Annotated in this window: 18 protein-coding genes; 12 read left to right on the forward strand and 6 right to left on the reverse strand. The window is 38.1% G+C overall.

What is annotated here, in order from left to right; translation table 11 throughout:
• Positions 1–687, forward strand: a 687-nt coding sequence (locus ACSHXM_RS10530; RefSeq protein WP_435688722.1) for a DUF4862 family protein, incomplete at its 5' end; no start/stop codon positions are given.
• A 48-nt stretch (positions 688–735) separates the two neighbouring features.
• On the opposite strand, the gene ACSHXM_RS10535 is transcribed toward ACSHXM_RS10530, so the two are convergent.
• From ACSHXM_RS10535 to ACSHXM_RS10545, 3 genes are read right to left on the reverse strand one after another with little or no spacing between them, the layout of a single operon-like run.
• Entirely contained in the window at positions 736–1,686 is a 951-nt protein-coding gene (locus tag ACSHXM_RS10535) for a ketopantoate reductase family protein (RefSeq protein ID WP_435688723.1), read from the reverse strand.
• Positions 1,687–1,691: 5 nt separating this feature from the next.
• Positions 1,692–2,372, reverse strand: a complete 681-nt coding sequence (locus tag ACSHXM_RS10540) for a TIGR01621 family pseudouridine synthase (RefSeq protein WP_435688724.1) — start codon at positions 2,370–2,372, stop codon at positions 1,692–1,694.
• 15 nt (positions 2,373–2,387) lie between these two features.
• Entirely contained in the window at positions 2,388–2,966 is a 579-nt protein-coding gene (locus tag ACSHXM_RS10545; protein WP_435688725.1) for an Hpt domain-containing protein, read from the reverse strand.
• A gap of 335 nt (positions 2,967–3,301) precedes the next feature.
• Between ACSHXM_RS10545 and gshA the strand changes: the two genes are divergently transcribed.
• The 4 genes from gshA (at position 3,302) to ACSHXM_RS10565 (ending at position 7,743) form a co-directional block, all read left to right on the forward strand.
• Complete coding sequence (gshA, locus tag ACSHXM_RS10550) at positions 3,302–4,900, forward strand: glutamate--cysteine ligase (protein WP_435688726.1); 1,599 nt, start codon at positions 3,302–3,304, stop codon at positions 4,898–4,900.
• Positions 4,901–4,985: 85 nt separating this feature from the next.
• On the forward strand, positions 4,986–5,630 hold the full coding sequence (locus ACSHXM_RS10555; protein WP_435688727.1) for a hypothetical protein: 645 nt from the start codon (positions 4,986–4,988) through the stop codon (positions 5,628–5,630).
• An 83-nt stretch (positions 5,631–5,713) separates the two neighbouring features.
• A complete protein-coding gene (locus tag ACSHXM_RS10560) occupies positions 5,714–6,256 on the forward strand; it encodes a heme NO-binding domain-containing protein (protein WP_435688728.1) in 543 nt (180 codons plus the stop codon).
• 2 nt (positions 6,257–6,258) lie between these two features.
• Complete coding sequence (locus tag ACSHXM_RS10565) at positions 6,259–7,743, forward strand: sensor histidine kinase (RefSeq protein WP_435688729.1); 1,485 nt, start codon at positions 6,259–6,261, stop codon at positions 7,741–7,743.
• On the opposite strand, the gene ACSHXM_RS10570 is transcribed toward ACSHXM_RS10565, so the two are convergent.
• The 3 genes from ACSHXM_RS10570 to ACSHXM_RS10580 form a co-directional block, all read right to left on the reverse strand.
• Complete coding sequence (locus tag ACSHXM_RS10570) at positions 7,738–9,036, reverse strand: response regulator (RefSeq protein WP_435688730.1); 1,299 nt, start codon at positions 9,034–9,036, stop codon at positions 7,738–7,740. The genes ACSHXM_RS10565 and ACSHXM_RS10570 overlap by 6 nt on opposite strands.
• Before the next feature lie 114 nt (positions 9,037–9,150).
• Positions 9,151–9,675 carry a hypothetical protein gene (locus tag ACSHXM_RS10575; protein ID WP_435688731.1) on the reverse strand — a complete coding sequence of 175 codons (525 nt, stop codon included), beginning with the start codon at positions 9,673–9,675 and terminating at the stop codon, positions 9,151–9,153.
• 10 nt (positions 9,676–9,685) lie between these two features.
• Positions 9,686–11,311: an LruC domain-containing protein gene (locus tag ACSHXM_RS10580; RefSeq protein WP_435688732.1), complete on the reverse strand. Its 1,626-nt coding sequence runs from the start codon at positions 11,309–11,311 to the stop codon at positions 9,686–9,688.
• A 287-nt stretch (positions 11,312–11,598) separates the two neighbouring features.
• Between ACSHXM_RS10580 and ACSHXM_RS10585 the strand changes: the two genes are divergently transcribed.
• From ACSHXM_RS10585 to ACSHXM_RS10615, 7 genes are all read left to right on the forward strand, one after another.
• Positions 11,599–12,330, forward strand: a complete 732-nt coding sequence (locus ACSHXM_RS10585; protein ID WP_435688733.1) for a hypothetical protein — start codon at positions 11,599–11,601, stop codon at positions 12,328–12,330.
• Between the two features lie 311 nt (positions 12,331–12,641).
• Positions 12,642–13,913, forward strand: coding sequence for a WecB/TagA/CpsF family glycosyltransferase (locus ACSHXM_RS10590; protein WP_435688734.1), 1,272 nt, complete (start codon positions 12,642–12,644; stop codon positions 13,911–13,913).
• 2 nt (positions 13,914–13,915) lie between these two features.
• Positions 13,916–14,599, forward strand: a complete 684-nt coding sequence (locus tag ACSHXM_RS10595) for a sugar transferase (protein WP_435688735.1) — start codon at positions 13,916–13,918, stop codon at positions 14,597–14,599.
• A gap of 261 nt (positions 14,600–14,860) precedes the next feature.
• A complete protein-coding gene (locus ACSHXM_RS10600; RefSeq protein WP_435688736.1) occupies positions 14,861–16,147 on the forward strand; it encodes a polysaccharide biosynthesis/export family protein in 1,287 nt (428 codons plus the stop codon).
• An 11-nt stretch (positions 16,148–16,158) separates the two neighbouring features.
• Entirely contained in the window at positions 16,159–17,550 is a 1,392-nt protein-coding gene (locus ACSHXM_RS10605) for a hypothetical protein (protein ID WP_435688737.1), read from the forward strand.
• Positions 17,505–18,773: an O-antigen ligase family protein gene (locus ACSHXM_RS10610; RefSeq protein ID WP_435688738.1), complete on the forward strand. Its 1,269-nt coding sequence runs from the start codon at positions 17,505–17,507 to the stop codon at positions 18,771–18,773. Before ACSHXM_RS10605 ends, ACSHXM_RS10610 begins: the two co-directional genes overlap by 46 nt.
• Entirely contained in the window at positions 18,766–19,857 is a 1,092-nt protein-coding gene (locus tag ACSHXM_RS10615; RefSeq protein WP_435688739.1) for a polysaccharide pyruvyl transferase family protein, read from the forward strand. The genes ACSHXM_RS10610 and ACSHXM_RS10615 overlap by 8 nt, the downstream gene beginning before the upstream one ends.

The following is a 19,857-nucleotide window of genomic DNA, read 5'->3' on the forward strand; positions in this document are numbered from 1 at the left end:
GAGCTAGGTCGACAAGAAGCCCTAGCCTTTATGAAAAAAGCTTGTGACGCAATTGCTAAATTGAATGCACATATAGGTAGACAAGCGGTACAGGCTATAGAAATTCAAACCGCACCTAATCGAAGCAAAGCTAATGGCTCAGCTGCAGCATTAGAAAAGTCATTGGAAACTATGTTGCAGTGGGATTGGCAAGGGGCGCAGCTGGTAATTGAACATTGTGACACATTAGTGCCAGACCAATCTCCAGCTAAAGGTTTTTTAACTATTGAAGATGAAATTGCGGTAGTTAAAAACGTGAATGCTAGCTTGTCAGCAAATGTGGGCATGGTAGTAAACTGGGGCCGCTCAGTAATTGAGACTCGCACTGTAAATGGGGCAAATGAACATATTCAATTGTTAAAGTCTGAAGGTTTATTATCAGGCTTAATGTTTTCTGGTGTTTCTGATCAAGACACTGAATATGTTACTTGGGCTGACACGCATATGCCGCCTGCGCCAAATGAACAATTAAAAGCCGGAGCTGAAGGGTCTTTGATGACCGAGAAACAAATGCACGCTAGTTTAGCTGCTTGTGGGAACGAATTGAGCATTGTAGGAATTAAACTAGGGATCAGACCTAAAACAATGCCGTTGCTAGAACGCGTTGCACACATTAAAGACTGTTTAAGCGCACTGGAACGTTACTAAGTCTTTTTGATTGCTTTAATTCATAACAACAGTAGATGTATTCATCATCTACTGTTTTTTTTCTAACGCTTTAATTTGATTGAAGAGTTCTTGATTAGCCTTAACACCAACCCCTAATTCTTTGCCTTTTTGCACGACATACCCATTGATGTATTCAATTTCAGTTTTTCTACCATGATAAATATCTTGGTGCATTGAAGAGTAATTATTAGCTGTTTTTTCTATGACTTGATTAACTCGTTTTAGTAAATCTTTTAACTGCACAGAGTAGTTAAGTTGTTGCATTATTGAACATATTTCAGAACATGTTTTTTCTATTTCCCCCGTATACTTTCGTTCGTTCAATTCACCATTTTTTATGTTGTGTATGGCTGTTAAAGGGTTAATCACTGCGTTAATTGTTAGTTTATTCCATAATGCGATTGTTATGTCTTGGTGCCAAGAGCTAGGAGGTAATAAGTTGGTTAGAATTTTTTCTATTTCTTCTACTTGCTCAGGTTCTGGCGAATTTATCCAGCCTAGGTGTGTTTCTCCTAGACCTGTTTGTTTTACATAGGCTGGCGCGGGCTTAAACGCTCCATAACTGGTGGTGGCGGCTACACAAGGATTATCCGGTAATAGCTGTTTGACTTGTTCAATGGTGCCCATGCCATTGTGTAACAGCACAATCACTTGATGAGGTTGTATGTTTTTTTGCATGCTTTTTAGCGCAGCAAGCACCTGATAAGCCTTGATGGGTAAAATCAGTAAATCAAAATTTTTGGCTTGGTCTATTTGGCAGGTTTTTGGCTGTATCTGGGTAACTTGCTGCCGAATGTCTTCTATCTGCAGTGAAAAGTTAGGTTTTACTAAAGTTTTGTTACGTAATAATAGTTGATAGTTATAACCTAAATTATGACATTGGCTTGCCAACAACCCACCAATTGCTCCTTGCCCAATTATGGCTATTTTTAATGAGTTTTTGGATTGTGTATCTGAAGATAAGGATAAAGGAACCATTGGTGTTATTTCACTTTGGGCCAAGGTAAATCAGCAGGTGAGGGGAGTTTTTCGATGGCTGCTGTCATTTCTTTAGATACAAAATTTTGACCAAAATCAGGCAGACATTTAACTAATATCTCTTGCTGTTGATAACAAAATTTAATTGTATAAGCATGTAAATAAGTACGATCTGATGGTTCACCTTTGTACAGTTCATCTCCCAATATTGGACTGGATAAACTTTTTAACGCTACCCTAATTTGATGAGTTTTTCCGGTTAAGGGTTTCACTAAAAATAAACGGATGTTAGGTAAAATACCGTAACTAAAAAACTGAGTGGTAGCGAGGTTATCCTGACTTGAATTTAGGATCCATTTTCCGTCCCTAACTTTATGCATACCTCCTTTGATCGTACCTTGTTTCTTTTTAGGTTTTTTTGTACAGATTGCTAGATAATATTTTTCGATTTTTTTATTGCTAAACAACTCGCCAAAGGTCGCAGCGGCTTGTGCATTTTTTGCCAATATTAAAATACCAGAGGTAACTTTATCGAGACGGTGTACTAGCCAAAGTTTTGGTATTTGTAATTGACTACAGATGATGGGCAGTACACCAGTTGATTCGTTTTCGTTTTGAACCGCAATGTTGGCTGGTTTATTTATGACTATAAAATCAGCATGTTCATATAAAACTTCTATGGGCAAGGTGAAACGTATCCTTTAATTTAATAATGATATTGCGGCAGGGTACTCGAAGTCATCTATTAGTTTTCGCAATTCTTCCTCATCAGCCGGTGACAATGTCAATGCACTTAAATATTGTTCAAGTTTTTTATCTGACAAGAACTCATTTCGTTGGAGAGCGGCAATCAGCTTTTGTTTTTCAGTTTCAGGTTCGGTCTCTTGAATTTTGGTGGTTTCTGTTGGGTTTGCAACAGGGTCTTGAGTGCCATATTTTTGGGAGGTTAATATTGTTAATTCAACGAGTTGTAGAAATTCGTGAAGGTTATCTTGTAGCTTGGTTAAATCACCAGCTAAAGAATCAAAATTATCTTCAACTTCTTTACAGGCATGATGTAGCGCTGTCATACCTAAATTTCCTGTAACGCCTTTTAAGGTGTGTATCAGTCGTTTAGCCGTGGTCAAATCTTCACTTTTGAAGCTAGAAATTAATTGTTCGTTGAAATTTTCATTTTGACTGACAAACTTTCCTAATATGGTAATTAACATTGTTTCGTTACCACTAAATTGTTTTAAAGCAAAATCGTGGTCAAAGATTACTAATTCGTCTTCTGTCAAAATTCTTCCGTCCATTAAATGTTAGCAAGGTGCTTAATATATTCTTTAAAAAGGCTTAATGTAAACCGCTTTATAAGTATCGATTTATACTATCAGAGTCTTAACTGATTTGTTACGTGATGTGAATGTTAGTCAATTTACCTACTCGAACGGTTACTTTATTTTTTAAGTGCAGGTAGACTACACCACGTAATAAAATCCTTTAATTAACGTTCTATACCCAAGTCAGTTACTGAATTCTTATAGTTAGGTGACTTGGGTATAAAACGCTAAGCAGTTTTTAAATCTTTAATCTGTGAAGTAGTTAAAGCTACTTCCTACTAGTGGACAGAATTTTGCGAGAAAATAAAAGTTCTTTTACAGAACGTTTAACGTTATTAAACGATACGAAAGTAAAACAATCTCTTACAGGTATTAGGCATGGTGTAGAACGAGAGTCGTTGAGAATAAACCCAGATGGGGGATTAGCTCAAACGCCACATCAGACCGCCTTGGGATCCGCATTAACTCATGAATATATCACTACAGATTTTTCTGAATCGTTATTAGAATTCATTACGCCACCTGAGGAATCGATTGATAAAACAATCGGTCAACTAACTGACGTACACAAATATGTTGTTGAAAATATTGGTGATGAACGTCTATGGTCTATGAGCATGCCGTGTTTTGTTGAAAGTGAAGACACTATTCCCATTGCCAATTACGGTTTATCTAATGTAGGTCGAATGAAAACCTTGTATCGAGTGGGATTAAAAAATCGATACGGCAGCATGATGCAAGCAATTTCTGGGGTGCATTTTAATTTTTCATTGCCAGAAGAATTTTGGCAAACGTGGTTGCCTAATCTCGGGGAGGCGGCTAATAAAGATACAATATCAGCGGCTTATTTTGCTTTGATCCGTAACTATCGTCGGTATTGTTGGATTATTCCCTATCTATATGGCGCCTCACCCGCTTTATGTGGTTCGTTTATTAAGGGAAAAGAGACATCTTTAGATTTCAAAAAGTTAGGCAAAGGAACTTATTACCTGCCTTATGCTACGTCTTTAAGGATGAGTGATTTAGGTTATACCAATAGCGCTCAGTCAGGCTTAAACATTTGCTATAACCAAGTTGATACGTATATTGAATCGTTACGAAAAGCGATTAGTCAACCTTCAGAAGACTACCAGCAATTTAGTGGCAAAAAACATGGTCACTACCAACAGTTAAACAGCAATGTATTACAGATTGAAAATGAACTTTATTCACCTATTAGGCCTAAACAACCTACACATTCTTTAGAAAAACCCACTGATGCGTTAGATGAAAGGGGGGTAAGTTATATTGAAGTACGGGCTTTGGACGTGAACCCTTACAGTGAAATTGGCATTGAGCGTAATCAGTTTTACTTTTTAGACGTGTTTCTACTTTATTGCGTGACTAAACCGAGTGCGTTTTTTGATCCTAACCTTTACCAAGAAACAGAAAATAATTTAAGTGAAGTGGTAAATAGAGGGCGCGATCCTAGCCTTAAGTTAAGTCAAAATGGTCAAATAATTGCTTTATCTGAATGGGCATTAACTTTGTTTTCTGAGTTAGCTGAAGTCGCACTAACCTTGGATCAGGCGAATAATACAGAACAGTACGGCGTTGCTGTTGAAGTAGAAAAACAAAAGGTACTGGATCCCAGTTTAACCCCTTCGGCTAGAATTCTAAAAACGTTGTTAGATAAAGACATTGATAACGGAACATTTGGTTTAGCTCTTGCTGATGACTACAAAACACAGTTGATGGAAACTGAATATCGTTATATGAATACTGAAGAGTTGTCTATTCATGCCGAACAATCAATCCAAAAACAACAATTAATAGAACAACAAGATTTACAATCGTTTGATGATTTCTTAAGAAATTATTTTGAATCAACTGATGATTTAGTTGAGGCATAAAAAAAGCCTGACTCAGGTCAGGCTTAAAAAATTACTACAAGGGAAACACACACAATAATAAGAACACGCTAATTAAGAGTGGCCTATGTCAAAAAAGTTCAAAAAAAATAACACTTTTTTAAAATTTATTTTCACACTTATAATGAGCACTCTATTCTTAGTGAGTTGTAGCTCCACTCCACCTCGAAATATCGACAATGTTTGTGATATTTTTTCAGAAAAGTCTGACTGGTATGTTAGCGCCTATGATATGCATAAAAAATGGGGAGTGCCCATTCATGTGCCAATGTCTATGATGTATCAAGAAAGCTCATTTAAAGCCACCGCTAGGCCGGGAAAAAAGTATGTTTTCTTTGGGCTAATTCCTTGGGGCCGATTAAGTACTGCGTTTGGTTATTCGCAGGCTAAAACACCAACTTGGGAAGATTATCAGCGAGAAACAGGTAACGCTTGGGCTGATAGAACTAATTTTGATGATGCGATGGATTTTATGGGCTGGTTTATAAACAAAACTCACAAAATGAATAAGGTATCTAAGTGGGACGCAGAACTTCAGTATCTTAACTATCATGAAGGTTGGACTGGATATCGCCGTGGAAATCACCATAAAAAACCATGGTTAAAGAAAGTAGCTAAAAAGATAAAAAAACGTTCGTTGGTTTTTGCACAGCAGCTTAAAAGTTGTGAATCAGATTTCTCAAAAGGTGGCTTTTGGAGCTGGTTCAGTTAAGGTTATATTTATACACCAATACAATCGATATTGATTTTCCACTTTATAGGTTACTGAATAGGTAACAATAATAAGGATTAAATATGAAAGGCGTAATTTTTGTAAAATTTAATGAGTTTGTCGAAGAGTTATGGGGAGATGAATTCTGGGACGAACTGATTGATGAGGCAAGTTTACCTAGTGAAGGCGCTTACACGACTGTAGCGACATATGCTGACGAAGAACTTTTTACACTAATTGAACTCATCGTAAAGAAAAAAGAAATTTCAGCTAAGGACGCTCAGTTTGCATTTGGTAAATGGATATTTAAACAGTTATACGAAGTAGCACCAGCTGGCGCTCACGACTTTAAAGATGTTTTTGCATTCTTACATGCTGTTCAAGACTTTATTCACGTTGAAGTAAAAAAACTCAATCCAGATGCTCTACTCCCCGAATTCGAATTTTTATTTGAGTCGGAAAGTAAAGTTTCATTTCACTATCAATCTCCTCGAAAGTTATGTTTTTTCTGCGAAGGCATTGTCCACGGTTTAGCTGAACACACAGGTCAAAGAGTCAGTGTTGGTCAATCAGAGTGTGAACATGAAGGTGGAAGTCGTTGTGTGATCGAAGTTGAGAAACTGTAACCTTGTCTGATTCTGAATTACAAAAACGTATCGATCTTCTGGAAAGAAAACTAACCAGAGAGAAGAAAGCTAGGAATTTGGCAGAAACACAATTAGAAAAATATTCCTTAGAGATTTATGAGACCAATCAATCTCTACAGACTTCACTGGCATTTGCGAAGAAAAAGCAAGCGGAACTTGAGTACTTAGGTAGTGCGTCAAATGAAGTAGCATCAGAGGCTTCTTTAAATGAGTTGATGGCTAATACTGTTGCTCTAACCGGACAATTTTCTTCTGCAGACTGTGGATTTTACCTGGTTACTCAAAATGGTCGTTTATTGTCAAATGACAGTTATAAATTGTGGCAGAAGAACGAAGGTTGGTGTAACGATGTTGATTTAATTAAACGAGCTAGTGAATTATTACCGTTAGATAAATCAAAGGCCTTCGACTCTTGGATTGTCTCACCAATTTCAGATGTTGATGTAGGTAGAAAAGAAGTCTATCACTGGATAACTTATACCAATTTTTCCATTATGAATGATAGGGTGGCATGGATTGTATTTTTTAGTGCTGATGATCATTTGGATGTCGAATCATTATATGTATTAGAAACCGTTCGAGGGCACCTACTCAGTGGTATACGCAGGCGAATTTCTGATGTCCGTATACTTAAACGAACAGTACAACTTCAAGACACTGTGAGCAGTTTAGAAGTGGCGAAACGGCAGTTAGTCCAATCTGAAAAAATGGCTTCTTTGGGGCAGTTAGCTGCAGGGGTCGCTCATGAAATAAATAATCCAATAGCATTCGTTCATTCTAATATGCAGATTTTAAAAGAATACTTGGATGACTTTATTAGATTGGATCAATCTATCCGTAAAACTCTAAGTAAAAATCAAACTTTAAATCAAAGCCAATACGACGATTTTTGTGAGCAAATTGAATTGTCGTATCTGCAAGAAGACTCATTGTCATTACTAAAATCAAATTTAGAAGGATTACAGCGAGTTAGAGAGATTGTTGATAACTTAAAGAGCTTTTCTCACGCTGGCGATGAAGTTTTTTCTAATATCTCTATTTTTGATTGTGTCGAATCTGCGCTAAAAATCGCGTGGAACTCTCTCAAGTATGAATATAAAGTAGATAACCAACTGAGCAAGAAGTGCCCGCCAATTTTAGGAAACCTGGGACAACTTCAACAAGTGTTTGTTAACCTTTTTATGAACGCTGCACAAGCAATGGAAGGTGGTGGAACCTTGAGTATTTCACAAACGCTAGAGGCTAAAAATTTAACTATTCATGTAGTGGATGATGGATGCGGTATGGATGAGAATACAGTTGCTAAGTTATTTACGCCATTTTTTACAACAAAACCAGTAGGCGTTGGCACGGGGTTGGGACTCTCTATTTCGTTTGCCATTTTAGAAGCACACTCCGCAATAATTCAAGTCGACTCGCAACTAGGTAAGGGCAGCAGTTTTAATATTACTTTTCCTTTATTATGATTGTTGTTCTGCTGACTCCACAATTACTTTCAAGCTTGTGTTTTGACTTTCGTCAAAGTGTTTGAGTTTATTCAAGGTCACATCGGTAAACACATGGCCTTCCGGTAAAATTAACATGTGATTCTGGGTGAATAAGTTGTATTTTAAAACCATCCCAGGTTCTATTTCATGTAACCCTATAGGAGTTTCGACAAACTGATTAGAAATGATATTTGGATTGTCTAGTAACAGGCTCAAAATAGTCAGGTCGTATTTTATTCCACCTAACTTTTTCATTTCAATTCTAACGTTAATGTCCGTCATAGTGATGCCATTGACTCTTCCCATCCTTAATAGCCAAAAGTCTTTAGCAACAGCCAGTATCTTCGATCCTATTGGTATTTCTTCTTCTACTAATTTATTTACTCCATTACCATCAACTTTTTCAAACTGATTAAACAATATTTCTGACACAGGATTAAGATGCTGCGCAGGATTGAGGATCACTCTGGCGACATTTATTTGTTCATAGAAGTCTTCTTTTTGATTAAATTTTAGCTTGTTAAAAGGCTGGGTATACAGGGCTGACTCAACCCCTAATAGACCTATTTCACTGATTAAAGCGGCAAAGGTGATATCATGAATTTCTTGTGGAGAAAGATCGAGTAGTTTTGCCAACCTTTTGGCCAATAGACTAACTGAGTTAGCAAATTTTCCATCTAGGTTAGGGTTAATATTAATCAGGTTATACAGTACTTTTTGTGTCGCTTTATGATCATGTTCGATACGTGAAAGTGCTAAGTTGATATGTTTTGTTCTTAACTGAACTTTCTTTTCTAAATTTGTATTAAGTCCTTTTAGTAGTTCATTCTGCTTTTTTAACAGTTGCTGAAGTTTTACGTTTTCTTGTTTTAATTTGGCTATTTCGAGCCCTTCATTGATGACTTCTAAAAGTGCATCATTATTCCATGGTTTCTGAACATATCTGTGTATTTTCCCATGATTAATGGCTTTAATAGTAGAGTCTATGTCAGCAAAACCGGTGAGTAAAACACGATAGGTATTTGGATACAAAGCCGCTATTTGGGTAAATAGTTCTGCTCCAGACATACCTGGCATTTTCATGTCAGAGATAACTAAATCCACTGGACTTGTTTTTAAATAAACTAAGGCTTCTTCAGCGCCGTTAGCAAGTTCAACTGATATGTTACTTTTTCTTAATAAACGCTTAATTGCCTGAAGAATACTCACTTCATCATCGACAATCAGTATTTTGGGCTTAACACTTTCTTTATCCGAAATATTTATTGTCATAACTTACTTTCCTTAGGTAACAACATATCATTTTGTGTTGTGTCTTTTCGACTCAAGTTATTTTGGTTCGGGTATGATGTAAACCACAATACCCGAACACTACGCTATGAAAATTTATTTAATTTCAAAGGTATGACTTACATGTAAAGAGTCTGGTAGTGCTAACAATACTCTATTGTTAGACGTTTTCTCATTTAATTCAATCAGAATTGACGTCAATAAATTTGATACTTCAATTTGTTTATACACTCTGCCGAATTCATCAGTTCTGGCTAAACTAATGACAGACTTTTGCGCATAGGTTTTTTCAATATCCTGATTCTCATCTGCTGCAGCAATAGTTGGCACTGAAGATACTAATAGTAACTTGTTTGACCTAGGTAAGCCTGTTTCGTCAAGTACCAAGATGTCTAAGGTCAGGGTTTTATACGTATTAAAATTAAAGTTAGGGGCGACAAATAACTCTTTGGTTTTATTAGCTTTAATATTTAATTTTTGTATGTTGGCCTGGTAATCTTGATTGGCGTAAGCGGAAGTGCCAACTCCCAAAAGTAATGTGAGCAGGATAACTTTTAAAAACGCTAACGAGCACCACCAAACGTGTGAATTAAGTACTGTTCTTTGATTAATATTGTTCATGGTTTAACTCCTATTGCTCGGGTTGGTAATAGTGGCTTTTACGATTACTGGTTTTGTGCCAGTTGGTGGCATTTTGACCTCCGCTTTCTACCCAAAATTCAAAGTCTGGGTATGCCCATAGAACATCTATGTATTCTCTTGGGTAGTCCCAATCATCACTAATCTTCATGGCCCAAGGTAAGTTTTCTTTGGTTTTAAAATAGCGGCCTTGAGTCACGTCAGAAGTATCGTCTTCTTTGCCAAAACGATTTACATTAAACCAGTCTGTAGGCGGGTAACCTGGCATATGTATTTCTAAGGTTCTGTCGTTTGTTCTATAAATGAAAAAGTCAAAGTCTGAATGATTTAGATTGTTTTGACTGTTGGCAAATTGAACATCAAAAGTAAATTCAACAGGAGCGAAATAGGCACAGGCTTTATTGGTATTGAAGTGAGAACATCGACCAGATTGTCCTGTTTCAGTAAATTTGTTGCTATTACTTAAAATGGAAATGACCGCATCCTGTTGGTTAGACTCTGGATATTTATTGTAAGTCTGGCCGTTTATATTAAGACTGGCAGATTCGATTTGTGATGGTTCTGTGTCTAGTAAGCGCAATGCAAACCCATTTACATTTGATGCGCCTCTAGCGACAATTAAACCATGTATTTTAAAGCCACTAACTAACCCAGAAGCGTCATATATGATTTGTAATCTTTCCTTTATGACTAAGTCATTAAAGTCGAAATCACCCATCTTAGGCCAGTTGTCTTCGTAAGCTAAGGTGACATAGCTGTCTTTATTAGGAAAGTAGCCGCTGTAAGTACGGCGATAATTATTAGGAAACTCATCTTCTGCATCGCTAACACCATCAGCATCACTGTCGTTTACTGCAGGGACTTTGGTAAGGTTTTCTTTTCTTATAGCTGACTCTGGTGTTGATTTAATGCTAAATACAGCGTCATTAAAGTCATTGTCACCCCATGTTCTCGGAAGGTCTTCAAACCCCAAAATGACTTCAGACACTTCTTCATCATAAAGTAATACGGCGTGTTGCCTCAAAGCGGGATCATGTTCTGGATTTAAACCTTGCAAAGAGTAGTAGTAGGGTGCTTTGTTGGTTTTTACGCCTGTGTAGTAACTGAAGCCATTAGCCGCAATAAAAAAACCAATGCTGGTACCTGGAGGATGTATACCTAAACTCACTCGGTGCCCTTTAGCCATGTGCGGATAAGACAAGTTAGGAAACACAATTATTTCACTGACTTGATCGATTGATGTCGGCGGGTTCTCGCTGTCAAAAGTAAAATATCCAAAAGAGTTCTTATATCCAGCCCCTTCATGAATAAAGGTAACAAACACTTCTGCTGTTTCCTCTATATGGATGGTTGAGCCGTTGTCATCGGTTATAAATGCCTCATTTAGTTCACTTTCAGGTAAGGCATTGTTGATCCTTTGAAAGAAATCATCTGAGTATTCCTGTCGACTCCAAATTAAATTATCTGGTTTACCAATATTACGGTTGTATCCTTCTGGCCAAGGTTGGCCAGACAGAAACTGCCATTTATATTGGCCGTTTACATATTCGGTTGAATAGCTTTTTCCGCATAACAAAATAAGGAAAAAGCCAAGCACTAACTTAGTGTTCGTTCGCATAATTTTATCTCCTATACATAATGGAAAGCGCAAAATTTAAACAAAAGTGCTAATTTTTTTGAGCCTAAATAGATTGATTGCGATATTTAGGCCAACATTTATTAGTTAGTAATTACAAAGGGTTAAGTGTTTTGTTGAGTTAATTTCAGTTGTTACCTCATAAAACTTTGCAATTTGCGAAGCGAATTGAAACTACAGTGTGTGTTGAACATTAATTTTAGGCTGAGGCACTAATTGGAGTGAATTTTGCAGTCACGTGTTAGAAGTATTAATTGTGAGTAGAGACTATGAGTCAAAATGTACTGGTGTTTAGTATCGCGTTAAATGGGTATCAATGGTTATACAGAGATTGTTTGGCTTCTCATAAGGCGTATGCGCAAAAAAATGGTTATCGGCATTGTACTGTTTCTAAACCAATAACCACTAGTCTAGGTGTAGAGTGTTGTTGGTTAAAGTTAACCTTAATGCTAGAAGCTTTAAATACAGGGTATGACTTAGTTTTATTCGTAGACGCTGATGCCTATATTAATCATGTTGCACCTAGCTTAGAACAAGTAGTACAAAGCAATAAGTATTTGTATATGGCAAAGAGTTACAGTGAGCGATTTAACTCAGGTGTTATTTTGGTAAAAAACAGTACGGTAATCCAAACATGGTTGCAGTCTGTTATTAGCAGTCGAAATGAGCCTATTAGCCAAGAGAACGATGTGGGTTGGGGAGAAAATGGGCATATTATCCAACACGCAAAAGGTTTTCGTTTTCTTTCAACCTTGGACAGACGATGGAACAACACCTACGATCCGAATCTAAAAGATTATATTCGTCACTTTAGTTTTGGCCCCTTACGTCAAAATGTTTTTCTTAATGTAACCCATAAAATACTGTCTAGATTGTCTAGGCTTTACACTAAAATGGGTGATCGATTCCTAGTTAAAACTCACTTTCCTGCTCGTGAAAACGCGCTTACAGACTTAACTAAAAAAGTCATTGTTAACTATTCGTGTTTTATTCGTCTGTAGTGCTCACTTTGTAATTCTTCCTCCAACATTTGTTCGTATTTACGAATTGCCTGCTGAGTAAAGTCTATTTAAATTCACCGTTACAAAATATAAATTTTCAAATTGAAAATTTATTCAAAATCATTTTCAAATTGAAAAAACATCCAGGCTTGTTCAAGGTGATTTTAGTTCCATTTAAAATATTTCCCTTATTAAACAATGGTTTAAGTTTTTATGTTTAGTTGGCACAACTTAAGCAACTAACTACTTAAAGCTTTACTTGAAACGTGAAGCGAAACTTGAAACTGAGTTAAATGTTAGTGGAGTGCATCATGTTTAACAGACGATTAAAATTAATAGACAAAGAATATTCTATAGCTCAAACAGGATATTGGAGTGTTATATCGATTCTTGACCGACTAATAATTGGGACGGCACTTATTGTTATATCTCCTGTGTTTCTAATCAATGTTTTACTCGCTAAATTAACATTTAAGCCATCTGTGGAGTTAATTGAAAGTAAAGACTGTCTAAATAGAAACATTCGATATTTTGTTTTTTCAACAGGGGTATTAAAAAGAAGTTTGATACTCACTGCCGTTTGGTCTAGACACATTGCACTTTGCGGTATGCCGATAAATTTGTCTTTGAGCCATCATCAAATGAAGCATGCAAATAAATTCAAACACATACCTGCTGGCCTAGTCGACTTAATCTCAGTCAAAAGAGCAAGTGGCCAGATCGTTGAAGCCCCAGAGGTACTATTACAAGAACAGTTTTCCTATTCATTATCCCAATATTTAGGGCTGGTATTTAAAGGCGTTTTTAACAAGTTGGTGTATAGAAGTTCAAAGAATTTATATACACCCCTACAATTCAGTCTTTTTGGATTAAAGGTCAACAACGTGTCAATGAGAGGCGCGATAAATTGGACTACGGATAAAACTAGTGTGTGTAAACTTGGTTGTTTTATTAATGTGAACTCAATCAACCTCGTTAGTAAAAATGAACAGTTAATTCACGATATTAATCATTGTGACCGTGTCTTTGCAGATGGTTCAGGGGTACGTTTGGCCGCCAAAAAGACTGGAGTTGCTGTAAAAGAAAATGTAAATGGTACAGATATGTTACCACTCTTGTGTCAGGCAACGATTGAAAAAGGCTTATCTATTTATTTACTTGGAGCAGAAGAAGGTGTGGCCGCCACAATGGCGAAAAACCTAAAATCTAAGTATCCAAAAATTAAAATAGCTGGGGTACGTAACGGGTACTTTTCAACTGATGACTCAACGGTCGTAGTTGAAGAAGTTAATGCATCTAAAGCTGATATTTTGTTGTTAGGTATGGGGTCACCTGTTCAAGAAAACTGGTTGAATACTTACGGGCCATTACTGAACTGTCGAACGGCATTGGCTGTAGGTGGACTATTCGACTTTTACTCTGGAAAAATACCAAGAGCCCCTCTTTGGATGAGGGAATTAGGGCTAGAGTGGGTGTGGCGTTTACTTCAAGAACCAAGAGCAAAGTTTCATCGTTACGTTATCGGAAATCCACTGTTTTTATTTCGCACTTTTGTATTAAATCAAGCTGTTAAGGAGCTTTAATTATGATTTCTACTAATACTTTACATATTAAAAATACCCAAAGAAGTTTAATAGAATCTAGTAAAACTATGAATTCAGAAGGTCACCATAAAGGGATCCCAATTATGATCCAAAGAATAGTTGCGTTGGTTGGCTTAATTGCACTGTCTCCTTTGTTTCTATTCGTAATTCTCATGATCAAAATCGAAAGTGCTGGCAGTATTTTTTATAGCCAAGAACGAATTGGCAAATTTGGACGGCATTTTAAAATGTATAAATTTCGGTCCATGTATTTAAAAACAGACCCAAAGTATAAAGAGCCTGATCCAAAGGATAGTGATAGAGATGGCGTATGTAAGAAATATAGAAATGACCCAAGAATTACTAAAGTGGGTGCTTTTATTAGAAAGTTTTCAATTGATGAATTGCCGCAGTTGTACAATGTACTTAGTGGAGATATGGCACTAATAGGCCCTCGTCCCGCTTTATCTATCGAAGTGGATGAGTATCCCACTTCAGCGTTGAGTCGGTTAAATGGAGTTCCTGGTTTATCCGGATTATGGCAGGTTTCTGGTAGAGCTAATACTGACTTTGAAACCCAAGTCTCTTTAGATAACCGTTATTTAGCGAATCAAAGCATAGGTCTAGATACGAAAATACTATTAGCTACTTTGCCTTGCGTTATATCTGCTAAAGGCGCTTATTAATTAGGTAAATGACATTAGGAAACGCATTTAACGGCCATGAAGCGAAGGTTTCATGGCCTTTTGTTATTTGATATTTGTTATTTCTTCAATTTGCAAAATAGAAAACCCCACTTTTTTCATTTGCAAAATAGTAAAATTACATTTTGGGTGTTATACATTTGTTAAATAAAACAATGGCTTACCTATTTTATGAGGTTGGCCTAGTACCTGCACTACTGAATATATGTTTGATAGGAAATATATTTTTAGAAGGGTGTAGTAATGACTTTTAATTTTTTAAAACTAACTAATAGTTTGCAAATGCATCGCACAGCATGTGTATTTTTTTCTTCAATGCTCTTGAGTTGCGCACAAAGTGATTCTCTTCAAAGCGTTCATAATTCTCATCAGGGCTTTTATGGTCATCCACAAGAAAAAGGAGACTTGTTTGTTCAACAAAGCGTGCCCCAACGAGTGTTTGCTGCGCAACTAGAATGTGTAGGCTCTGAACATTTTGCAGCGCCACTTAATTACCGAGTAGATAAACCTATTTTATCTTCAGCACCGAGCCAAGCTCCGTTGCCGTCAAGAATGAAACCAGATCGTAATACCTTACCTCTTAGTCCAGGGGACATGATCGAAATCATGATGGAATACGGAGAAGGGTTTAATGGTAGCTATGTATTGGATAATCTAGGTTTACTTACGTTGCCTATTCTAACACCTATCCAAGCATCTGGTATGTCACCTCGTGAGCTATCAGATAGTGTCGAGTTGGCATTGATAAAAGCCAATATCTTTCGCCCAGCAACCGCTACAGTGCACGTTAAGGTGTTGCACTTATCCGCTATTGAGGTACCTGTAACTGGTGCTGTATTTCAGCCAGGTAGAGTCCTGATTAATAGCAAACGGGCTAACAATGAAATGGATCAACGTGTGGTCGCAGCGGGTGACCATAGTAATAAAAGGTTACTCTCAGAAGCCATTCGTGCGGCCTACGGTGCAAGACCCGATGCCAAACTCGACCAAATTATTCTGATTCGACAGGGGTGGCAGATTGAAGTGGATTTAACAGGAATTTTATCTGGTTTGCCTGTTAAAGATTACCCACTGATAGATGGTGACCAAGTCATAGTGCCAAGTACAGGGTGTTTTCAACCGCACTTAGTCAGACCGAGTCAAATTACGCCTAAAGGGTTTAGAGTGTTTATGTCTAACCTGATTGACTCTGCGCAAAGTAATTCGGGGGCGGGAGTGGGTCGTTATTCCACCAACCTACCTTATGGCACAAAACTTCTGCAAGCTGCTGTTTCTGCAAATTGTGTAGGCGGGAAAGAGTGGACCAATGCCCCACGTAAAGTCATGTTAGCCAGTATTAACCCTATCACTAATCAAACCCAAGTCATTGAACGCTCAATAGAGCAGTTGATGAGATTGGCTAATCGAGATGAGATTAACCCATATGTGATGCCAAACGACGCCATAGCTTGTTACGACTCTGGTGTCACTAACATACGCGATGTGGCAGAAACAATCGTTGATTTAATTTCGCCATTTAAGTTGTTCTAGGAGTCGTTGTTATGAAGTATCCAATAATGATCCCCACACGCTACCAGAGATTTAGAGCGCTGGTTTACAGAGTCGTGAAATGGCCATATTTAGTCTTGTGTGTTTGTGGTTATTTGTTTATTGCTTTAATCGTTATGCTTTACCTAAATAAAGCGCCTGTGTATCAAAGTGAACTAGAGTTGGTGTTACCTGGTACAGGCGCATCATCTAGTGTGGCTCTAGACAATGTAGGCCAAGTGGTATCTCAAACCAGTGCGCCATTTTCTGCTGGTGGGTTTAACCCAAGAGTTAACTATAAGGAAATGTTACTGAGCCGAGGTGTACTTAACCTAGCAAGTGATAAAACTTCACTCTCAGCTATAAAATTTGGACAGCCTAAAATTGCCTTAACAGAGCAAACTTCAATTTTAGCTGTCAGCATTAAAGGCTCGAGTGCCAAACAAGCACAAGCCAAAGCTTGGGCGCTGTATAACAGTTTGCAAGATGAACTTAATCGATTACGTGCTGATGAAGTATTACATCGGGATGCGAGCATCCAACGTGTCTTAGCTGATTATCGAGTGAGGTTGAATGAAGCCCGGGCCAATATTTTGCAATTTCAAGAACGTTCGTCTTTGGTATCTCAAGATCAGTTCAGCTTGTTGGTCAGCAGTTTACAAACCGTTAAAGAAAAACAGCTGTATTTACAGGCTGAAGCATCTAATTTAACCGACTATACGTTTGGCCTAGGAAAGAACTTAGGTATATCAGCTGATTTGGCTGGCAAGGCTTTTATCTTGCAGTCTGATGTAGAGTTTCGTGGTTTTCTCAAAGAGTTAGATATCAGTACTTCACAGTTATCAGAATATCAATCACGTTGGGGAGATGGACACCCTAAAGTCATTGCTGAACAACAGCGTTACAAAGCGGCTCGTGCATCACTTTTATCTCGAAGCAATACCATAGCTGGGCCACATGCGGCGAGCGTTTTTAGTAGCCTCGATTTAGAAATGAACCCTAAACGGGCACAAATGTTTGCCGATTTAATCGAAGCATCAGCCAAAGAAAAGGGAATTACGGCGCAAATTGAAGATCTCCATAGATCTGAGTTGCATCTTAAGGACCAGCTTAAAATATTTGCCCGAGAATCAGCAGTACTGGATCGTTTACAACGAGAATTTGATTTAGCTGAGGCGGTATTTACCTCAGCTGCAGCTAGGCTAGAAGCAGGAAAAGCTGACGTATTTGCTTCATACCCAGTGTTACAACTATTGACCCAACCTTCTCTTCCAACAGAGATCCACAGCCCTATTCCTCAATTAGGCTTGGTGGCTGGATTAGTTGGCTTTTTATTCATTACTTCAGGAGTGACAGTGTTATGCAATCGCAGACGCATTATCAACGTACTGTTGAAGAGAAGTTAATTTGTTGGGCCTTGTTGTTTACCTATCCAATTTATGCAGTGGGTGGGCTATACATCACAGGTTCAGCGTTAGGCTGGTGTGTTCTTGGGATTGTTTTATTAAGAGCATTTGTTGAAGGGGAAAATAGCTTTAAGCAGGTACCTCTCATTGCTTGGTTATGGGGACTTGGCATGTTGGTCATGTTAATTAGTTTATGGGTAGGCCACGCTAATTGGTCTTTAGGTACCACTCAAACCGTTAAAAGCAGTGTAGGTTGGGCTAAAGGCTGGGCGTTACTGGGCTTATTTCCAATTTTAGGTGCGGTAGTTAACCTTAAACCCGAAAGTTTGATTAGGGCTGTTTGTGTGGTTGGTAAACATACTGCTATTTTTGGTGTTATTACCTTTGTTTTGTATGTTGTGCGTGTTCCAGGCCAGTTGTTTATTTCTCCACTGCAAATTCTCGGTGGAGCTGGTGACAACTTTTTTATGGTGAGTTTATACGGGTTAAACCCTGAAACAGGGGCGGGCCGTTGGCAGTTTTTCGCTCCGTGGGCGCCTGCGGCAGGTTTCTTAAGCTGTATCTTTGTGATTTTTTGTTTACAGGAAAAAGACAAGGTGTGGCGAAACTGGGGCGTAGCCGGTTGTGTAGTGATGGCGCTGTTATCTCAGTCACGAGCGGGTTGGGCAATTTTTATTATGATAATCCCTTTGTTTTTGTTTACTAAGCAGTTGAAGAACCCTTGGTTGTTATTAGGCTTCGGTTTCCTTTTACCCGTTATCTTGGTGTTAGGGGAGCCTGTTTATGAATGGGTCATGGACACATTTCAACAGATTAAAGAAGCGCGACCCGCATCCACCCGAGTGCGTGCGGCATTAGAAAACTTAGCTGTTCAACGTTGGCGTGACGAAGCGCCTATTTGGGGGCATGGTAAAGTTGAGTCTGGGCCCAAGTTGGTTGAATTCATGCCAATAGGCTCACACCACACTTGGTACGGCTTACTTTTTGTTAAGGGCTTGGTTGGTTTATTTGCTTTAGCTATCCCAATGGCACTCAGTCTTATCTATCTCTTTATATTTTCGGCCCACAATGTGCAAGCACGTGCTGGTATGTGCATGTTGGTGGTGTTTACCTGTTATAGCTTTTTTGAAAACTTAGAAATTCTTGCATACCTATATTGGCCTGCGTTGTTTTGGCTAGGTATGACTTTTAAAAATTTACCAAATGGAGTCTCAGATGTTTAAACAATTCCAAACTTACTTAATGGGGTATTACGGCATGAAAAATACCGGTGATGACATATTGTTGTATACCTCTAGATGGGCTATTCAGAATCAATTAGCAGATAATCAAGTGAAAGTGAGTTGTTTGGCTGATGTTAAATGTGATGAGTTTGGTAATGTAGACGGCTTACCAGCTTCAAAATTTAGGGGGCATCACAGGTTTTTGCATTATAAAAATGCGTTGCAAAGTGAGAAAGTCATATTTGGTGGTGGTTCGGTCTTACACAGTGAAAAAGACATTCAATTTAAACGTCATTTAGTTCGTCTTGCGGGTACTAAACAAAGCCGATGTGTCGGTGTAGGTATTGGACCATTTGAATCAAAAAAGGCTGAAAACGCCTGTCGTCTGTTTTTAAATGAGTGTGGTTTTATTGGTGTTAGAGACCCAGAAAGTTATGCGTTGGGAAAGGCGTTAGCGCCTAATGCAAACTTACACTTAACCTTTGACCTCGCGCCACTCCTGCTCTGCCACCAAGATCAAAAATGGACTGCTATTGATCGTAAAGGCGTGATGTTTAATTTTTGTCAATTAGCCACAGACGCGTTCGGTAACGTTAACGAAACAAATGAACAGCAACGTATCGATATGGCGGTGCAAAGTATTGAAGAAGTTTGGCAGAAAACCCATGAGCCCATTTATTTATTAGACTTTAACGGACATGAACAATTTGGTGATTTTCATGTTCATCAAAAAATTATGCAGCGGGTATCTAATGACGTGGTTATTACGCATATTCCTTATGATCCTAATCCCCTTAAAGTACTTCAACGAATTGCCGGATTTAAGGCAACTGTCGCCATGCGTTTACATGCGGTTATTTTGTCATTCTTGGTAAATACTCCAGTAATTTCAATTAATTACCATAATAAGTGTCGTAGCTGGTGTAAGCAGGTTGGGGTACCCGAACAATATCAATTTGACGCTGATGACATCGTACCTGAACTATTAGCTTCTCAATTGGCAGAAGGCTTTGGCACAGGCTTTGCAAAAACCACCATGAACCCAGAAGAAGCGAGGGTACTCGCACTTCGCAATTGGAGTTAG

The sequence above is a fragment of the Paraglaciecola sp. genome (genome assembly GCF_051252315.1).
In the GTDB taxonomy this organism is placed as follows: domain Bacteria; phylum Pseudomonadota; class Gammaproteobacteria; order Enterobacterales; family Alteromonadaceae; genus Paraglaciecola.